The following is a 13,102-nucleotide window of genomic DNA, read 5'->3' on the forward strand; positions in this document are numbered from 1 at the left end:
AGTCGGTCAGCCCGCGCTGCGGTCCATTGCCGCGAGGATATCGAGCGTCGCGCCATCGCGCTCGCCGGCAAAATAGTGGGCGAGCGCCTGGCCGAAGATCGCTTCATCCGACATGGATCCGAACAGCGTCATCGATGAGCGGAACTTGACGTCGTCAGGCGCGCCGAGGATCGCGTTGATGCTGCGGCCCTTCACCGCGAGCACGAGGCTGGTGCACTCGATGAGGCGCGGTCCGAGCACGGGGTGGGCGAGGTAGGCCTCGGCCTCTGCCCGGGAGCCGATGGCATAGCGCTGCGACATGGCGCTGAAGCCGAGCCCTGCCAGTTGCGGGAAGATGAACCACATCCAGTGGCTGCGCTTCCGCCCCGCCGAAAGCTCCCCGATGACCCCCGGATAAACGTCGTTCTGGGCCTGGATGAAGCGTTTGAGGTCAAAAGGATCGCTCATTTAACCGCCTCCGGCTAGCGCCCCGGCCGCGATTATGCCTAACTTTTGGCTCCTGATGTGGTAGCTGGTATAGAGTCTCGAAGGGGTTGGGCACCCCAAGGGGTTCGAGACGGGGTTGAGCGGGTCGATTTGGGGATCTGATGGTTTCCGACGCAGCACGGGCCAAGAAGCTCTTGTCGCGCCGCCGTATTGGGCGGTCGGAGACAATTTTGCTGTCTTTGGCCGCCCTGGCGCTGTCGGTCGGCGCGGCGGCCTGGATCGCCTCTGGCAACGAGACCGCCTCGCTCGCCTCCGCCGCCTTGCCGCCCAGCGGCCCAACGACCTCCTTTGACGATCGGTTCCAGCCCAGTTCGCCGGCGCGCGACGCCGGCTTGCGCCCCGCCGAGCGCTCGGCGGTCAGCATGCTCCAGCTCAAGCTCCGCGACGCCAAGGCACTGCTCGCCCAGCAGCTCGTCCGTGACGAATGGCGCTCGACCCTGACCGAGGACGACAAGCAGGTGGCCGAGGCGGCGGCGCCGCAATCGCAGAAGCCCGACGTCCCGATGCCCCGGTCGCGCCCGGTCCAGGCCGATTTCGCCTCCCAGGTCGCCTCCAGCCAGGCCTTCGCCGATTCCCTGCCGAAGGGCGACAACCGCAGCCTGATGCAAAAATTCTCCGACATGTTCCCGGGCAAGATCAGGCTCGCCTCGCTGACGCCCGACAGCGGCCTGTTCCGCCAGGGACCTGACCTCGCCGCGCTCGGCTATGATTCGCAGACCGCCGTCTACGACATCTCGGCGAAGGCGGTGTACCTGCCGAGCGGCGTGGCGCTCGAAGCGCATTCCGGCATGGGCTCGATGATGGACGACCCCGGCCATGTCGACCAGCGCATGGTCGGCGCGACCCCGCCGGCGACCTACGAGCTGAAACCGCGTGAGAAACTATTCCATGGCGTGCGCGCGCTCCGCATGACGCCGGTCGATGGGACCAGCGCCCTTGGCCGCGTCGGGCTGCTCACGCACAGCTACATGCTCGGACCGCGCGGCGACTCCAACGGCTGCGTCTCGATCAAGTTCTACGATCGTTTCCTGAAGGCCTATGACGACGGCGAGATCAATCGCCTGATCGTCGTGCCGAACTTGAAGGGCGCCACGTCGGTGTCGCAGCGCGCATCGGCTTCGGACTCCTGAAGTCTGAACAAGCGGCGAGGGCTGCTGTTTTCCCTTCGTTAAGCCGTTCTCGTGCAGAAGCAGCCCATGATCGATCCATCCAGTTCCGACACCCCGCTGCGCACGACGTTCAAGATTCGCCTGAACGGCAATACGCTGGCGATCGCGTCCGTCGGACAGGCCTATCAATTCCTCACCAACTACAATTCGATGGAATGGATGGAATACCGTTCGCTGCATGAGGAAGCGGTTGCCGCGCTCGAAGGCGCCGCCGAGAACGCGATGCTTGCGGTGCAGGCGACGAACGCCGTGCGCGCGCTGTTTGTGAGCGCAAAGCTGCTCTGAACGGGTGTTCGCGCATGAAGATGCGGATGAAGTAGCAAGCCGTCGCCCACACTCACTCTCGCGCATGCTCCGTGCGGGAGCATTGCGCGCAGGGCTTTTTTTGCGACGGCCTTGGACGATCGGTGCCTGTCGTCTCCGCGGCAATCGTCGTCACCATTGAAGTCGTGGTCGCCACCCGGCTTGAACTGCGGGAGCGCGCGTTCGGCGAATTGCAGGGGGCGCTGTCGGTCTTTGTCGATGAGCCCTGAGCACTGAAGCTGTAGCCCGGGCACCGCGAGCTGTGGAGCGAGTCGAAAGCGATTCGTTGTTGCCCGCTCGCAATGACGAGATTGGGCCACGTACTTGCCACACACTTGCTCTCGTCGCCCGGCTTGATCAAGCGGGGTGAGCGTATCCCGCGCCTCAGCATCACCCACTTGAGATCACGGAGAAATTAACCGGCCGTTAACCATCTCGGTCGCATCGTTAACCATTCAATAACAAGGACGAGTCGGCAGCCATGGAGGCAGCAGCAAGACCTCAACGCCAACTGGTGCGCCTGCGCGGCCGCTCCTACGTCGCCTTCGTCTTCGTGCCGACGGTTCCCATTGTCGACTGGCTCCAGGAGATCGACGCTACGATCGCGCGTTCGCCGGGATTCTTTGCAGGCCGTCCCGTGGTGGTCGACCTGTCCTCGGTCGATCTCAGCCAATCCGGTATCACGCATCTGCTCGGGAGCCTCCAGGAGCGCAACATCCGCGTGCTCGGCCTCGAGGGGGTGGAGGAGGCGCGGCTGACGCCGAACATGCCCCCGCTGCTCTTGGGTGGTCGGTCTTGCGGGCTCGAGCCAAGCGCACCGAAGAAGGTCGAGGTCACGAAACAGCCGGCCTCGCTGCTGCTCGAAACCCCTGTGCGATCTGGCCAGACCGTGATCTTCCCCGAGGGCGATGTGACCATCCTGGGCTCGGTCGGCTCGGGTGCCGAGGTCGTCGCCGGCGGATCAATCCACGTCTATGGCGCGCTGCGCGGGCGCGCCATGGCGGGTGTCAACGGACACTCCTCCGCGCGCATCTATTGTCAAAAGATCGAGGCTGAACTGCTTGCAATTGATGGATTTTACCAGACCGCGGACGACATCGACGCCGCCTTGCGCGGCAAGCCGGCTCAGGCCTGGCTACAGGGCAATACCATGCGAATTACAGCACTGAACTGACCAGAAAAGGAGACATTTCAGATGAGTAAGGTACTGGTCGTGACATCAGGCAAGGGCGGGGTCGGCAAGACCACCACGACCGCAGCCTTGGGGGCGGCGCTGGCGCAGCGCGGCGACAAGGTCGTGGTCGTCGATTTTGACGTCGGCCTGCGCAACCTTGACCTCGTGATGGGCGCCGAGCGGCGCGTCGTGTTCGACCTCATCAACGTGGTGCAGGGGGTTGCAAAGCTCCCGCAGGCGCTGATCCGCGACAAGCGGCTGGAGAACCTCTGGCTGCTGCCGGCCTCCCAAACCCGCGACAAGGACGCGCTGACGGAGGAGGGCGTTCGCGCCGTCATCGCCGATTTGCGCAGCCGGTTCGACTGGGTGATCTGCGACAGCCCTGCCGGCATCGAGCGCGGCGCCTCCATGGCGATGCGCTTTGCCGACGAGGCCGTGATCGTCACCAACCCCGAGGTGTCCTCGGTTCGCGACTCCGACCGCATCATCGGCATGCTCGACTCCAAGACGGTGCGGGCCGAGAAGGGCGAGCGGGTCGAAAAGCACGTCCTGATCACGCGCTACGATCCCTCGCGTGCGTTGCGCGGCGAGATGCTGAACATCGACGACATCCTCGAGATACTCGCAACGCCGCTGCTCGGCATCATCCCGGAGAGCCAGGACGTGCTGAAGGCCTCCAACGTCGGCACGCCCGTGACGCTGTCCAATGCGGACGGCGCGCCGGCGCGGGCCTACATGGACGCGGCGAAGCGGTTGTGTGGTGAAAGCATCCGGATGACCGTGCCTTCGGAGAAGAAGCGCTTCATGGATCGCCTCTTGCGGCGGAGGGCAGCATGAGCATGGGCCTGCTCCGGCTTCTTCGCGGCAACAAGGCCACTGCTCCGGTCGCGCGCGAGCGGTTGCAGATCCTGCTTGCCCATGAACGCGGACTGCGCGGCCAGCCCGATCTGCTGAGCGTGCTGCGTGAGGAAATCCTCGCCGTCGTCTCGAAGCACGTCAAGCTCGACCCGACCAAGGTGATCGTGCGGCTGGAGCGCGGGGACGAAGTCTCGACGCTCGAGGTGGACATCGAGGTGCCCAACGACATCGAGCGCAAGCGGGCGGCGGTCGGGTAGGGGCCCGGCCGCGGTCTTCTAACTTGGGGTGGATGAGAAGGCAGTCCGCTGGCGACAGCGGGCTGCCTTTGTTGCGTTCGCAACGTCGAGCCGTTCAAATTCCCGAGCCTGCCGATGTGATGTGAGTCGGGGGAACCCGGATTGCGCTCGTCCGTTTGAGAGAGGCCGCGGCGGCGTCAACGCCGTGGCTGCGACGCGTCAGCGGGGAGAGCGCCCATGATGTCCGAGATCCAGGTCCATACCATCGCGCGTCAGATGCTCGAGAAGCACGGTTTTGCTGCGATCGCTCAGGCCGCCCAGCAGGCGCAAGCCTGCGAGGGCCGCGGCGAGGCCGAGGAGGCGAAGGAGTGGCGTCACATCGCGGACGCCATGAAGATCATGAAGGGGCCCCACCAGAGCTGAACTGGCGCGGATGATCAACCTCCTGAAAGCCCACATCTAGTGCGCGTACGGTTCGGTGCCCGGCGCCGGCGGCTTGTGCTGCGTCTGCGCCTGGCTGCTGCGCTCGCCGGTCTCCTTGCAGGGAAGCTGGGTCGACGAGCCGTCCGGTGCCTGCTGATAGGCGCTGCACGTTGACGCGGCCGATTTCTCTTCGGCCTGCTGGCTGTTCGAATTCCTGGCGAGCACGGGCGCTGTCAACGCGCCTGCGAGCACCCCTATAAGCAGGATGTGGGCAGTCCGCATCGGGGATCTCCTTGACGAAGCCGCCTGCATGCTTGCGAGGATTGTGACGATTGTTGGCCAAGGCCACCGGTTCCATCGCGGCATGGCTAACGTTTGCGCGAACGCCTCACTGTCCCTCGGGCTCGACGGCGATGTCGTTGCGGCGGGCGCAGGCGCGAAGCCAGCCGATGATGCCGGGCTGCACCGAGAATTCATAATTGTCCTCGACAGTCTTGGCCTTGACAGCACCGAACCCTTCTCGATCGCCGCGGCAAGTGCCGCCCCATGCTGCGGAACGATATTGATTTCGTCGGGCCCCTCGATTTGCGCGGAAAAGTCGGCAAACGGCGCGTTGCCGACCTTCAGCGTCGCCTCGATGGACTGGCCTTCCGGCAGATTGAGCTTGGAATCTTTCAGCATCACGTTCAGCCCCTTGGCGCGGCTGACCATCAGGAAGGTCCCGAGGCGTCGTGAGGGCGTGTCCGTGCTGAAGCGGTAGTGGCGGCGGATGAAGCAGACGACGATCGCGCCGTCGCGATTGCGCAGTTCCGAGGCATCCCAGCCTTCGATCCTCTGCTTGTCTTCGATTCCGGGCGGGCCGGCCGGTGTGGGCTGCATCACCGCGATCTTCGGCGAGCGCGGCCGTGGCGTCGGCATATCAGCGGTGTTGGGATCGGTCGGTCTGTCGATCGCGATGTCGAACGTCTTGCCGCATTGCTTCAGCCAGTTCAGCGCTTCTGCCGGCAGGTCGAGGGCGATTGTACCGGTATCGACGCCGGCACCCGCCGAGCGCAGCGTCACGTTGCGCGCTTTGGCAAGCCCCGTGAGCGCGCCCTCGGCGTCACCGGGATGAAGCGCGAATGCGGTGCCGACCGGGAAGCCGACTGCCGGAAATGTGCGCTCGTCGATGACGATCTCGGCCTGGTCGTCCAGCACCCGTTCGCTCGGCAGGCCGTCGTCCATGATCGTGATGACGAAGCCTGAGCCTCGGCTGATGGTGAGCGCGAAGCGGGTGTCGACCTTGCCGCCCGCCTCGGTGCGCTGCCTCGGCGCAACCAGCACGCATTGCCTCACCTTGCCGTCCGGTCCAACTTGGGGCACGGCGCTCCAGACGCCTTGCGGAAAGCGCACCTGCTGCCCCGCCACGGGCTTGTCCGCCGTCGCGGCGAAGGCGGGCAGTGCCAATGTTGCGGCGATGAGCGCCGCAAGCGCCGCCGTCCGGCGCTTCCAATGCGTACGACCTTGAGGCATGGCCCCTCTCGCGTTTTCCTCAGCTTGAGGGATTGGACGCGAAGGAGGGACCCGAGGTTCACCGGTGGCGCAGGTTTGCGCTGCGGGAGCGTTATTTGGCGTGAATGAGCCCGGCGAGGTTGGTCTTCTGGGCTTCGCACCAGCGGCTCATCCCCAGCCGCCGCTGGTCGAGATCGGTCGATTGGGTTGCGACCGCAACCTCGGCCATGAGGTCGTCGTCCTGCTTCTCGCCCATCTTGCCGCCGGTGTGCATGAAGGCGATGGCCTTGCGGACTTTTTCAGTCGTGCCGTCGGGCAGCTGCATGTCCTGCGCTCGCTTCACCAGGTCCTGATAGACGAGATCGGTGCCGGGGCATTCGACCTTGGCGGCGAAGGCCTGCAGGACCATCGTCACATAGACCGACCGCGGCTCGGCCTGGGCGGGGGCAGCAATCAGCATCAAGCCCGCGATCAACCAACCATAGCGCATTCCAATGTCCTCCCGTTTTTTGGGAGGCTAGCGTCAGGGGGCCCGCTGCGCAATGGGGGGTGGAAGATCGCGCGCGCCCGTGCGCGCCATCAGGCCGGGACGCTCACGCGGAATGCCGCCCCGTCATGCGACGGTGAATGCGGGATGGCGGTGCGCGACGAGCTAACCGGACCGTTGCCAGCTCGGAACGGGATCGAGCGGCGTGCGATAGACCTCGTTGTGATCGCGATCGGTGACGCGCACGGCGCAGCCCCTGTGCTGAAGACCGGGATTCACCTGCGACAACTCGTTGGCCAGTTGTTCGGCGCGATCGGAGGCGACCTCGAGGTCTTCGAGGATAATGCCGCCCTGGTTCTTGAACTCTTCATCAACCACGAGATCAAAGGAGTAGTAAGGCATCCGAGGTCCCCAAGTGTTCACCGGCAGGTCTTGAGTACTCAAGTCCGACGACAAGTCTCACGCAGGAGATGGTACCACTGAGTCGATCTTTCCCGAACGAAGTGTCCGCGCAATCTCTGTGCTTATGGCGCAAAAATCATGTGCAGTACGCGAGGTCGTTAAGATTTTATTAAGTATGGGCGCATCATGCTCACAGCATGGAATTGCAACAGAACCGGGCTCCGGGAACCGGCAGTTGCAAGAGAAGGCCGGCGGCATAAATCCCGACGGCCTTTTCTCTTTGCGAGCGCGGCACAAATCCTCGCTACCGTAGTGGCCCGGACTCAACGCCTCGCGACGACTCGGACAGCGTCACCTTTGCTTCGGCGTAAGCCAGCGCACGAGCGAGACGAGCGCGTAGGTCACAATCGCAAGCGGTGCAATCAGCACCAGCATACCGAACAGCGTCATGACGTTGGCGACGAAGTTGTCGGCGGCCTGCGGCCCTGCGACCGCGGAGATGATCCAGCCTGCTAGTCCGATCAGCGCGAACAGCCCGACGATCGCGAACAGAATGACCGGCGGCGTTGCCGCGAGCCATAGATTCGAAACGAAGCGTCTGATCGTCAGCATGGTTGTCAGCTCGAGGCGGATGACCGGTCGGTAAGCGAATCGGTCCTCCGTCTTGGTCTCGCCGTGCTGTCGAAGGGTTCACGAGCTGAGGCCAAAGCGCGATGTGATCAGGATGAATCGTCATCGCGCTTTAGGTTGTCGTTTGAGCATGATCTCCGCGCAAACGCGTTCCGTTTGTCGCGAGGAAAAACCGCTTCACCTTTTTCCGGATCCTGCGCTAGTGCACCGGCATCGGCGGGCGCACCACCGGTCCGTCGTCATCGGCGAGCTGCGAGGTGGAAGCAGGCGGTGGCGGCGGCGGAACGGCAGCGGCTTGCGGCGGAGGCGCGATCGGCGCCGGTGCGTAAGTCGGTGCATAGGTCGCGGCCACGGGCCTGGGTTTACGGACAGGCGGCGCCGGCGGCCGCGGTGGCAGAGCCGAAAGTTTTGCGCGCGGATCGGCAATCCTGGCCTCTGCCGGTTTCGGCGGTGCGGCTTTCGCGATCTCGCGTGCCATCTGCTCCTGGCTCGCTTTCAGCTCGGCGATGTTGGCCTTGAGCTGCGCGATCTGCTGCGTCATGGCGGCGAGATCGCGCGTCATCGACTGGAGCGACTGTGCCGCGTCGGGCGCCGCCGCCGGCGGATTCGTGTTGCTGTTGTCCTGTGCCTGAACCGGAGTTGCCGGTTGCTGCTCGGCGGGCTGATCGGGCGCAGTCGCTTGCTGCTCGGTAGCTGCGGACTGCTCCGTGGCCGGCGGCGTCGCCTGGGACGGCGAAGCCACCAGGGTCGGCATCCATGCAGCGATTATCGCTTTCGCCGAATCGCCATGTGTCTGCCAGGCGACGGTCGCGGCGGCACTGCCTCCGGCAAACAGCAGGGTGACGAACGCGCCGCTGAACCATCTGCCGACCGACGAGCGCTTGCGCGTGACGCGGAGATCGGCAGCCGCTGCGCGAACTGCGGTATCGACCGACGGCGCCGCAGCGGGAGCCTCCTTCACCAGATTGATCTTCAGATTGATCTTGGGCTCCGGACGCGTTGCGCTGTCAGGCACGAGCGTAGGCGCGGGCGCGGCCTTGTCCGGGCGCGAGGCGAGGACGATCTCGGGTGCGATATCGAGCGCGTCGTGCGGATCGTTATCCTTCGCCGTGTCCTTGACGATTTCATCGACGATTTGCTTGCTGTTCAGCGTCGCGAGCATCGAAGCTCCTTAAACCTTGGTCGTCCGCATTTGCGCGAGCCGATTGAAAGAGGTCACTCGGTCCTCCGCCCCCAGTGCGCACGAGTCCAGCCGGGTTTGACCAAAGCAAGGCGGAGGGAAGGAGAGTGTGGGGCCGCCCCCTTGCCGGACGTGCCGGCGGAACCCCTTGCTCCCGAATACTTGTCAGTTTTCCCGCCGTACTGCCATTTTTTCAGCACGATTTGGGCAGCTGATGTCGATGGTTGGGGGCGCAACCTGGGGCAGGCTGTGCAAAAATCCTCTATCGCAATATTGGTAGCCGCGTTGCTGCCACTTGGCGGTTGCATGCAGGCGACACTGTCGCCGTCCAACAATGCAAGCATGACGCCGCGCGACCGGCAGTTGCTGGCGCATACGCCTTACGCGCAGGCGAACGTGCCCGAGCAGTATCTCCGCCATATCGTCGACTATCCGCGCAGGGAGCAGCCGGGCACCATCCTGGTCGATACCGATGCGCGCTATCTCTACTACGTCATGCCGGATGGCAAGGCGATCCGCTACGGCGTGGCCGTCGGCGAGGAGGCAATGGCGTTCTCCGGCGTGGCGCGGGTTGGCAAGATGGCCGCTTGGCCGGACTGGATCCCGACGCCGGAGATCCAGGAACGGCTGGGGCCTTATCCTTCGCGCGTTCCCGGTGGCGCGGCCAATCCGCTCGGCGCGCGGGCGCTTTACCTGTACGCCGGAAACAAGGACACGCTCTACCGCATTCACGGCACCAACCAGCCGGAATATATCGGCCAGGCGATCTCGTCCGGCTGCATCCGGATGCGCAACGAGGATGTCATTGACCTCTATGACCGGGTGAAGATGGGTTCGACCGTGGTGGTGCTGCCACCTGGACGGACGGCGCAAACCGGCATGGGAGATGGCTTGCGCGGGTGAGGCCGCTGTTGTCCGGAGCGCCAGCCGCTTGCGGACAATTTTAGGTATTCTCTTGCGGCGTCCGTAATGCTTCGCGCCTAGCGTGCAGCGAGCAAGGGGTTGCTCGCATGTATCTCGTCAAGAATTCTCTGCGCGCGCTGTTCGCTGCGCTGATACCGCTCGCCATCGTGGAAGCCGTGCTGATGGCGTTCGCGATTGCCGGCGGACAGGTGACAGCTCCCGTCGGCGTGCCAGCACCGGATCAGATCGTCGTGTTCTATACCGGACGTATGGCCATGAATGCCGCGCTGCTGTTTGCCGGCCATTTCATGCTGCGGCAGTGGACGATCTCGAGCCGGCTCGCTTACGGGCTCATGGGCGGCATCATGGCGGCCGTGAGCTACGGCATCGCGATTCGCCACCACATCCAGCTTGCAGCGCCGGGCGACGACATGGTCGTGACGATTGGCCTCCTGCCGACGATTGCAGGAATGATCGGCGGATTTCTCTACGGCCAGTTTGCCGGCCTGATCCAGGTCGCGGGCGCAGCGCGCGTTGCGTCCGGTGAGGTCGCGTCAGGAGGGGCGGAACGGCCGGCTACCCCGCTCATGTTCGATGGTCCTGTCCAGGTCCGCACCTCGGTCGCAGGGATAGCGATCGCGGCAGTCATGCCGGCGGTGCTTGCAACGCTTCTGCCCTACACGCTGCTACCGTTGCTCATGAACGGCTTCGAGGACAAGAGCACCGCGCATATCTTCGCCGCTGTGATCCCCGCGCAGACCTTCCTGGTTATGCTGGTCGTCACGGTCATCCCGTCGACCATCTTCATGCTTTGCGTGCATCACATCGCGCGCGCGATGAGCCGGCGCCGCACGTGGGAATATGCTGCGATCGGCGCCGCGATGGCGTTCGCCTGCATGCTGCTGCTCGCGCTCGTGGTGCCGCTGCTCGCTGTTCTGCTGGTGCCGGCTGCGTTCTGTGGAGCCGTGATGGGCGCACTCTACCGGCGCTTCGCCGGCATCGAGCCCTTGCCGTTGCCTGAGGTCGTGATCGCGACCGATCCCAATACACTCGTCGGCGCCGATCATCCATCACGACATCAGCACAGTGTGATTCTCAGCAACTGATTGCCAAGGAGGGGACATAAGGGGCTTGCGGCGCTTGGCCGTTGCGGCGCTCTGGTTCACGATCAAGCCCGTCCTAGTGAAGCAGGAAATCAGGCGGCTCCAGGTGAGCGCGGACGCGCCGACCCGGCACTAACCAGCCGGAATATACCGGCCAGGCGATCTCGTCCGGCTGCATCCGGATGCGCAACGAGGATGTCATTGACCTCTATGACCGGGTGAAGATGGGTTCGACCGTGGTGGTGCTGCCACCTGGACGGACGGCGCAAACCGGCGTGGGAGATGGCTTGCGCGGGTAGGCGAGCAGCTGCGGAGGATGCGTCACCTCCGTGCGGCGCTTTGGAACCGCAAAAGGTGAACTGCCTCACAGCGGATTTGCTGCGTGTGCGCTATGCCTCCGGGGCTAGCTGCCATCGGAGGCACCATGCAGAAATTCTCTTATCAATTGAATGAGCACGACCGCCGCATTAGGCGAAAATGGCGATGGGCGAGTGTCGGCTTTTACGGCTCAATCCTCGCAGGAATGATCCTCTACGCGGCGCTGCATTGGAATCCGGAGGTGAACTACGCTTCCGTCGATTCCGTGCCGCATGCGAAGGTCGCAAGCAACGCGAGGCACTGAGCTTCGAGCGGCCCTGCTACTCGTCGGGCCGGGCGATCCGCCATTGCAGCGTCGTGGCGTTGCCATTGGTGTCGCCGGGCTCCTTGTCGGCGGGAGACGTATAGAGCGGGCGATAGCGGTAGGCCCACATCTTGCTGCCGTCATTGCGGGTGATCACGGTGAAGTCGCCGACCGCCTTGGCGTCGGTGGGCGCTGACAGCGGCGTCCAGCTCTGGGCGCATTTGCCGTCGCAGTTCGAAGTCTTGCCGCTGGTGTCACGCTCGTAATAGTACAGCGTCATACCCTTGAGATCGACGAGCTTTGGGCCTTGCTTGGTCAGGATCACGCGCGCCGGCGCGGTCGTGGCATCGGGCTTCGGCGGCGGCGGAGCATCCGAGCCGTGTCCGTTGGCGAGCGCCTGCCCGGAAAAGAGCAGCGCGGCTGCGGCCACCATGACGAACCTGAACATCCAAGGCCCCCGATCGCAAAATTAATCGCACGTTAAGCGCAGAATGAAGCGACGCTAGCAGCCGAAAGTTAGTTCCAGGTTTCGCCGCGCTGCGACAAATGTGGGCACTGGTTGCAATCGGCGAGGATTTGCGGGAACTCTATCGCACGCGACATCCAACTGGGGAGTTACGCCATGGCCTTTTCGCTCTACGACGCAACGGTTGCCAACTATCTCCAGATCTTGGGCGCGGTCGGCGGCTTCCTCGACAAGAGCCTTGTCCATTTCAAGGAGAAGGGCATTGATCCGGCCGAGGTCGTGGAGACGCGCCTCGCGCCGGACATGTGGCCGCTGCGCGCCCAGGTGGTCTCGGTCGCGCATCATTCGCGCGGCGCGCTCGCAGCGGCGAGGGATGGGGTCTTCGTCCCGCCCAGCATCAAGCCCGATCTCGACTACGCCGCGCTACAGGCGCTGGTGACCGAGGCGCGCAACGAGATCTCCGCTCTCACACCCGAGGCCGTCGATGCTCTGATCGGCCGCGATGTCACCTTCAAGGTCGGTGACCGCACGCTGCCGTTCACCGCGGAGGGTTTTCTAATGTCGTTCTCGCTCCCGAACTTCTTTTTCCATGCGACCACGACCTACGCCATCCTCCGCCACAAGGGCGCGCCGCTGGGAAAACGCGATTTCATGGGCCGGCTGACGCTGAAGACGTGAGCGCGATCACGTCGGCGCCTCGCGCAGCGGCGCGCGGCTGAGCTCGTTGCCGGCGGCGATCGCCTTGCGCAAGAGCCGCATCAATTCGTTGGCCTCCTTGTCGGTCAGGCCGCGCAGCATGCTCCGCTGCGCCGCCTCGACGGCCGGCGTGATGGCGCGCAGCGTCTTGCGTCCCTGGTCGGTGATCTCGAGCTCGCGCGCGCGGCGGTCGCGGCTGCTGGCGCGACGCTCTGTGAGGCCCTTCTGCACGAGGCGATCGATCACGCCGGTGATGGTCGTGCGGTCGTAGGCGATCAGGCCGGCGAGCGTCACCTGGTCGAGCCCGGGATTGGCCTTGATGGTCGCGAGCGCGGCGTATTGCACGGGCGTGAGATCGAAGCCCGCGTCCTCTACCTCGGCCAGGAACACCGCCACCGCAATCTGCTGAAATCGACGGGCCAGATGGCCGGGCATGTCGTTGTTGTCTTTCACCGGACGCTCCTTGGGTGGCG

The 13,102-nt window shown here is 64.4% G+C and carries 19 protein-coding genes and 1 pseudogene; 12 read left to right on the top strand and 8 right to left on the bottom strand.

Features of this window, described 5'->3' with window-relative positions; translation table 11 throughout:
- Positions 1-6 precede the first annotated feature (6 nt).
- Positions 7-447 (bottom strand): DUF1810 domain-containing protein, encoded by a 441-nt coding sequence (locus tag NLM33_RS04565; protein ID WP_254094946.1) that lies wholly within the window; start codon positions 445-447, stop codon positions 7-9.
- Between the two features lie 209 nt (positions 448-656).
- On the opposite strand from NLM33_RS04565, the gene NLM33_RS04570 reads away from it, so the two are divergent.
- From NLM33_RS04570 to NLM33_RS04595, 7 genes are all read left to right on the top strand, one after another.
- On the top strand, positions 657-1,616 hold the full coding sequence (locus tag NLM33_RS04570) for a DUF2778 domain-containing protein (protein WP_254094947.1): 960 nt from the start codon (positions 657-659) through the stop codon (positions 1,614-1,616).
- Between the two features lie 66 nt (positions 1,617-1,682).
- The gene (locus NLM33_RS04575) at positions 1,683-1,940 is read left to right on the top strand and encodes a hypothetical protein (protein ID WP_254094948.1); all 258 of its coding nucleotides are present in this window, start codon (positions 1,683-1,685) and stop codon (positions 1,938-1,940) included.
- 122 nt (positions 1,941-2,062) lie between these two features.
- On the top strand, positions 2,063-2,188 hold the full coding sequence (locus NLM33_RS49220) for a hypothetical protein (RefSeq protein WP_256570514.1): 126 nt from the start codon (positions 2,063-2,065) through the stop codon (positions 2,186-2,188).
- 251 nt (positions 2,189-2,439) lie between these two features.
- On the top strand, positions 2,440-3,132 hold the full coding sequence (minC, locus tag NLM33_RS04580) for a septum site-determining protein MinC (RefSeq protein ID WP_254094949.1): 693 nt from the start codon (positions 2,440-2,442) through the stop codon (positions 3,130-3,132).
- Between the two features lie 21 nt (positions 3,133-3,153).
- Entirely contained in the window at positions 3,154-3,969 is an 816-nt protein-coding gene (minD, locus tag NLM33_RS04585; RefSeq protein WP_254094950.1) for a septum site-determining protein MinD, read from the top strand.
- Positions 3,966-4,247 (top strand): cell division topological specificity factor MinE, encoded by a 282-nt coding sequence (minE, locus tag NLM33_RS04590; protein ID WP_254094951.1) that lies wholly within the window; start codon positions 3,966-3,968, stop codon positions 4,245-4,247. Before minD ends, minE begins: the two co-directional genes overlap by 4 nt.
- Positions 4,248-4,463: 216 nt before the next feature.
- Positions 4,464-4,649 (top strand): hypothetical protein, encoded by a 186-nt coding sequence (locus NLM33_RS04595; protein WP_254094952.1) that lies wholly within the window; start codon positions 4,464-4,466, stop codon positions 4,647-4,649.
- Between the two features lie 36 nt (positions 4,650-4,685).
- Here NLM33_RS04595 and NLM33_RS04600 read toward each other — a convergent pair whose 3' ends face one another.
- The 5 genes from NLM33_RS04600 to NLM33_RS04620 all read right to left on the bottom strand — a co-directional run bounded on the left by NLM33_RS04600 (position 4,686) and on the right by NLM33_RS04620 (position 8,821).
- Positions 4,686-6,161 (bottom strand): hypothetical protein, encoded by a 1,476-nt coding sequence (locus NLM33_RS04600; protein WP_254094953.1) that lies wholly within the window; start codon positions 6,159-6,161, stop codon positions 4,686-4,688.
- Between the two features lie 91 nt (positions 6,162-6,252).
- On the bottom strand, positions 6,253-6,630 hold the full coding sequence (locus NLM33_RS04605) for a hypothetical protein (RefSeq protein ID WP_254094954.1): 378 nt from the start codon (positions 6,628-6,630) through the stop codon (positions 6,253-6,255).
- 162 nt (positions 6,631-6,792) lie between these two features.
- Positions 6,793-7,029, bottom strand: coding sequence for a hypothetical protein (locus NLM33_RS04610; protein ID WP_254094955.1), 237 nt, complete (start codon positions 7,027-7,029; stop codon positions 6,793-6,795).
- Positions 7,030-7,380: 351 nt separating this feature from the next.
- Complete coding sequence (locus tag NLM33_RS04615) at positions 7,381-7,641, bottom strand: hypothetical protein (RefSeq protein WP_254094956.1); 261 nt, start codon at positions 7,639-7,641, stop codon at positions 7,381-7,383.
- A 217-nt stretch (positions 7,642-7,858) separates the two neighbouring features.
- Entirely contained in the window at positions 7,859-8,821 is a 963-nt protein-coding gene (locus NLM33_RS04620; protein WP_254094957.1) for a hypothetical protein, read from the bottom strand.
- A gap of 324 nt (positions 8,822-9,145) precedes the next feature.
- Here NLM33_RS04620 and NLM33_RS04625 point away from each other — a divergent pair, with 324 nt between their 5' ends.
- The 4 genes and pseudogenes from NLM33_RS04625 to NLM33_RS04640 all read left to right on the top strand — a co-directional run bounded on the left by NLM33_RS04625 (position 9,146) and on the right by NLM33_RS04640 (position 11,467).
- Positions 9,146-9,742, top strand: a complete 597-nt coding sequence (locus NLM33_RS04625) for a L,D-transpeptidase (RefSeq protein ID WP_254094958.1) — start codon at positions 9,146-9,148, stop codon at positions 9,740-9,742.
- 107 nt (positions 9,743-9,849) lie between these two features.
- Positions 9,850-10,848, top strand: a complete 999-nt coding sequence (locus NLM33_RS04630) for a hypothetical protein (protein WP_254094959.1) — start codon at positions 9,850-9,852, stop codon at positions 10,846-10,848.
- A 125-nt stretch (positions 10,849-10,973) separates the two neighbouring features.
- Positions 10,974-11,144: pseudogene (locus NLM33_RS04635) on the top strand (L,D-transpeptidase); the annotation flags it as partial.
- Positions 11,145-11,269: 125 nt separating this feature from the next.
- A complete protein-coding gene (locus tag NLM33_RS04640; RefSeq protein WP_254094961.1) occupies positions 11,270-11,467 on the top strand; it encodes a hypothetical protein in 198 nt (65 codons plus the stop codon).
- 16 nt (positions 11,468-11,483) lie between these two features.
- Here the strand turns inward: NLM33_RS04640 and NLM33_RS04645 are convergent, their stop codons facing one another.
- A complete protein-coding gene (locus NLM33_RS04645) occupies positions 11,484-11,915 on the bottom strand; it encodes a hypothetical protein (protein ID WP_254094962.1) in 432 nt (143 codons plus the stop codon).
- 174 nt (positions 11,916-12,089) lie between these two features.
- On the opposite strand from NLM33_RS04645, the gene NLM33_RS04650 reads away from it, so the two are divergent.
- Positions 12,090-12,611, top strand: coding sequence for a DUF1993 family protein (locus tag NLM33_RS04650; protein WP_254094963.1), 522 nt, complete (start codon positions 12,090-12,092; stop codon positions 12,609-12,611).
- Between the two features lie 6 nt (positions 12,612-12,617).
- Here the strand turns inward: NLM33_RS04650 and NLM33_RS04655 are convergent, their stop codons facing one another.
- Positions 12,618-13,082, bottom strand: coding sequence for a MarR family winged helix-turn-helix transcriptional regulator (locus NLM33_RS04655; protein ID WP_254094964.1), 465 nt, complete (start codon positions 13,080-13,082; stop codon positions 12,618-12,620).
- Positions 13,083-13,102 lie beyond the last annotated feature (20 nt).

Origin of the sequence: Bradyrhizobium sp. CCGUVB1N3, from assembly GCF_024199925.1 — a bacterium.
Lineage (GTDB): Bacteria > Pseudomonadota > Alphaproteobacteria > Rhizobiales > Xanthobacteraceae > Bradyrhizobium.

Coding starts and splice junctions, on each gene's coding strand:
- minE (WP_254094951.1), top strand. CDS start 3,966: ATGAGCATGGGCCTGCTCCGGCTTCTTCGCGGCAACAAGGCCACTGCT.
- NLM33_RS04645 (WP_254094962.1), bottom strand. CDS start 11,915: ATGTTCAGGTTCGTCATGGTGGCCGCAGCCGCGCTGCTCTTTTCCGGG.
- NLM33_RS04615 (WP_254094956.1), bottom strand. CDS start 7,641: ATGCTGACGATCAGACGCTTCGTTTCGAATCTATGGCTCGCGGCAACG.
- NLM33_RS04630 (WP_254094959.1), top strand. CDS start 9,850: ATGTATCTCGTCAAGAATTCTCTGCGCGCGCTGTTCGCTGCGCTGATA.
- NLM33_RS04625 (WP_254094958.1), top strand. CDS start 9,146: ATGCAGGCGACACTGTCGCCGTCCAACAATGCAAGCATGACGCCGCGC.
- NLM33_RS04565 (WP_254094946.1), bottom strand. CDS start 447: ATGAGCGATCCTTTTGACCTCAAACGCTTCATCCAGGCCCAGAACGAC.
- NLM33_RS04605 (WP_254094954.1), bottom strand. CDS start 6,630: ATGCGCTATGGTTGGTTGATCGCGGGCTTGATGCTGATTGCTGCCCCC.
- NLM33_RS04595 (WP_254094952.1), top strand. CDS start 4,464: ATGATGTCCGAGATCCAGGTCCATACCATCGCGCGTCAGATGCTCGAG.
- minD (WP_254094950.1), top strand. CDS start 3,154: ATGAGTAAGGTACTGGTCGTGACATCAGGCAAGGGCGGGGTCGGCAAG.
- NLM33_RS04610 (WP_254094955.1), bottom strand. CDS start 7,029: ATGCCTTACTACTCCTTTGATCTCGTGGTTGATGAAGAGTTCAAGAAC.
- NLM33_RS04640 (WP_254094961.1), top strand. CDS start 11,270: ATGCAGAAATTCTCTTATCAATTGAATGAGCACGACCGCCGCATTAGG.
- NLM33_RS04575 (WP_254094948.1), top strand. CDS start 1,683: ATGATCGATCCATCCAGTTCCGACACCCCGCTGCGCACGACGTTCAAG.
- NLM33_RS04650 (WP_254094963.1), top strand. CDS start 12,090: ATGGCCTTTTCGCTCTACGACGCAACGGTTGCCAACTATCTCCAGATC.
- NLM33_RS04620 (WP_254094957.1), bottom strand. CDS start 8,821: ATGCTCGCGACGCTGAACAGCAAGCAAATCGTCGATGAAATCGTCAAG.
- minC (WP_254094949.1), top strand. CDS start 2,440: ATGGAGGCAGCAGCAAGACCTCAACGCCAACTGGTGCGCCTGCGCGGC.
- NLM33_RS04600 (WP_254094953.1), bottom strand. CDS start 6,161: ATGCCTCAAGGTCGTACGCATTGGAAGCGCCGGACGGCGGCGCTTGCG.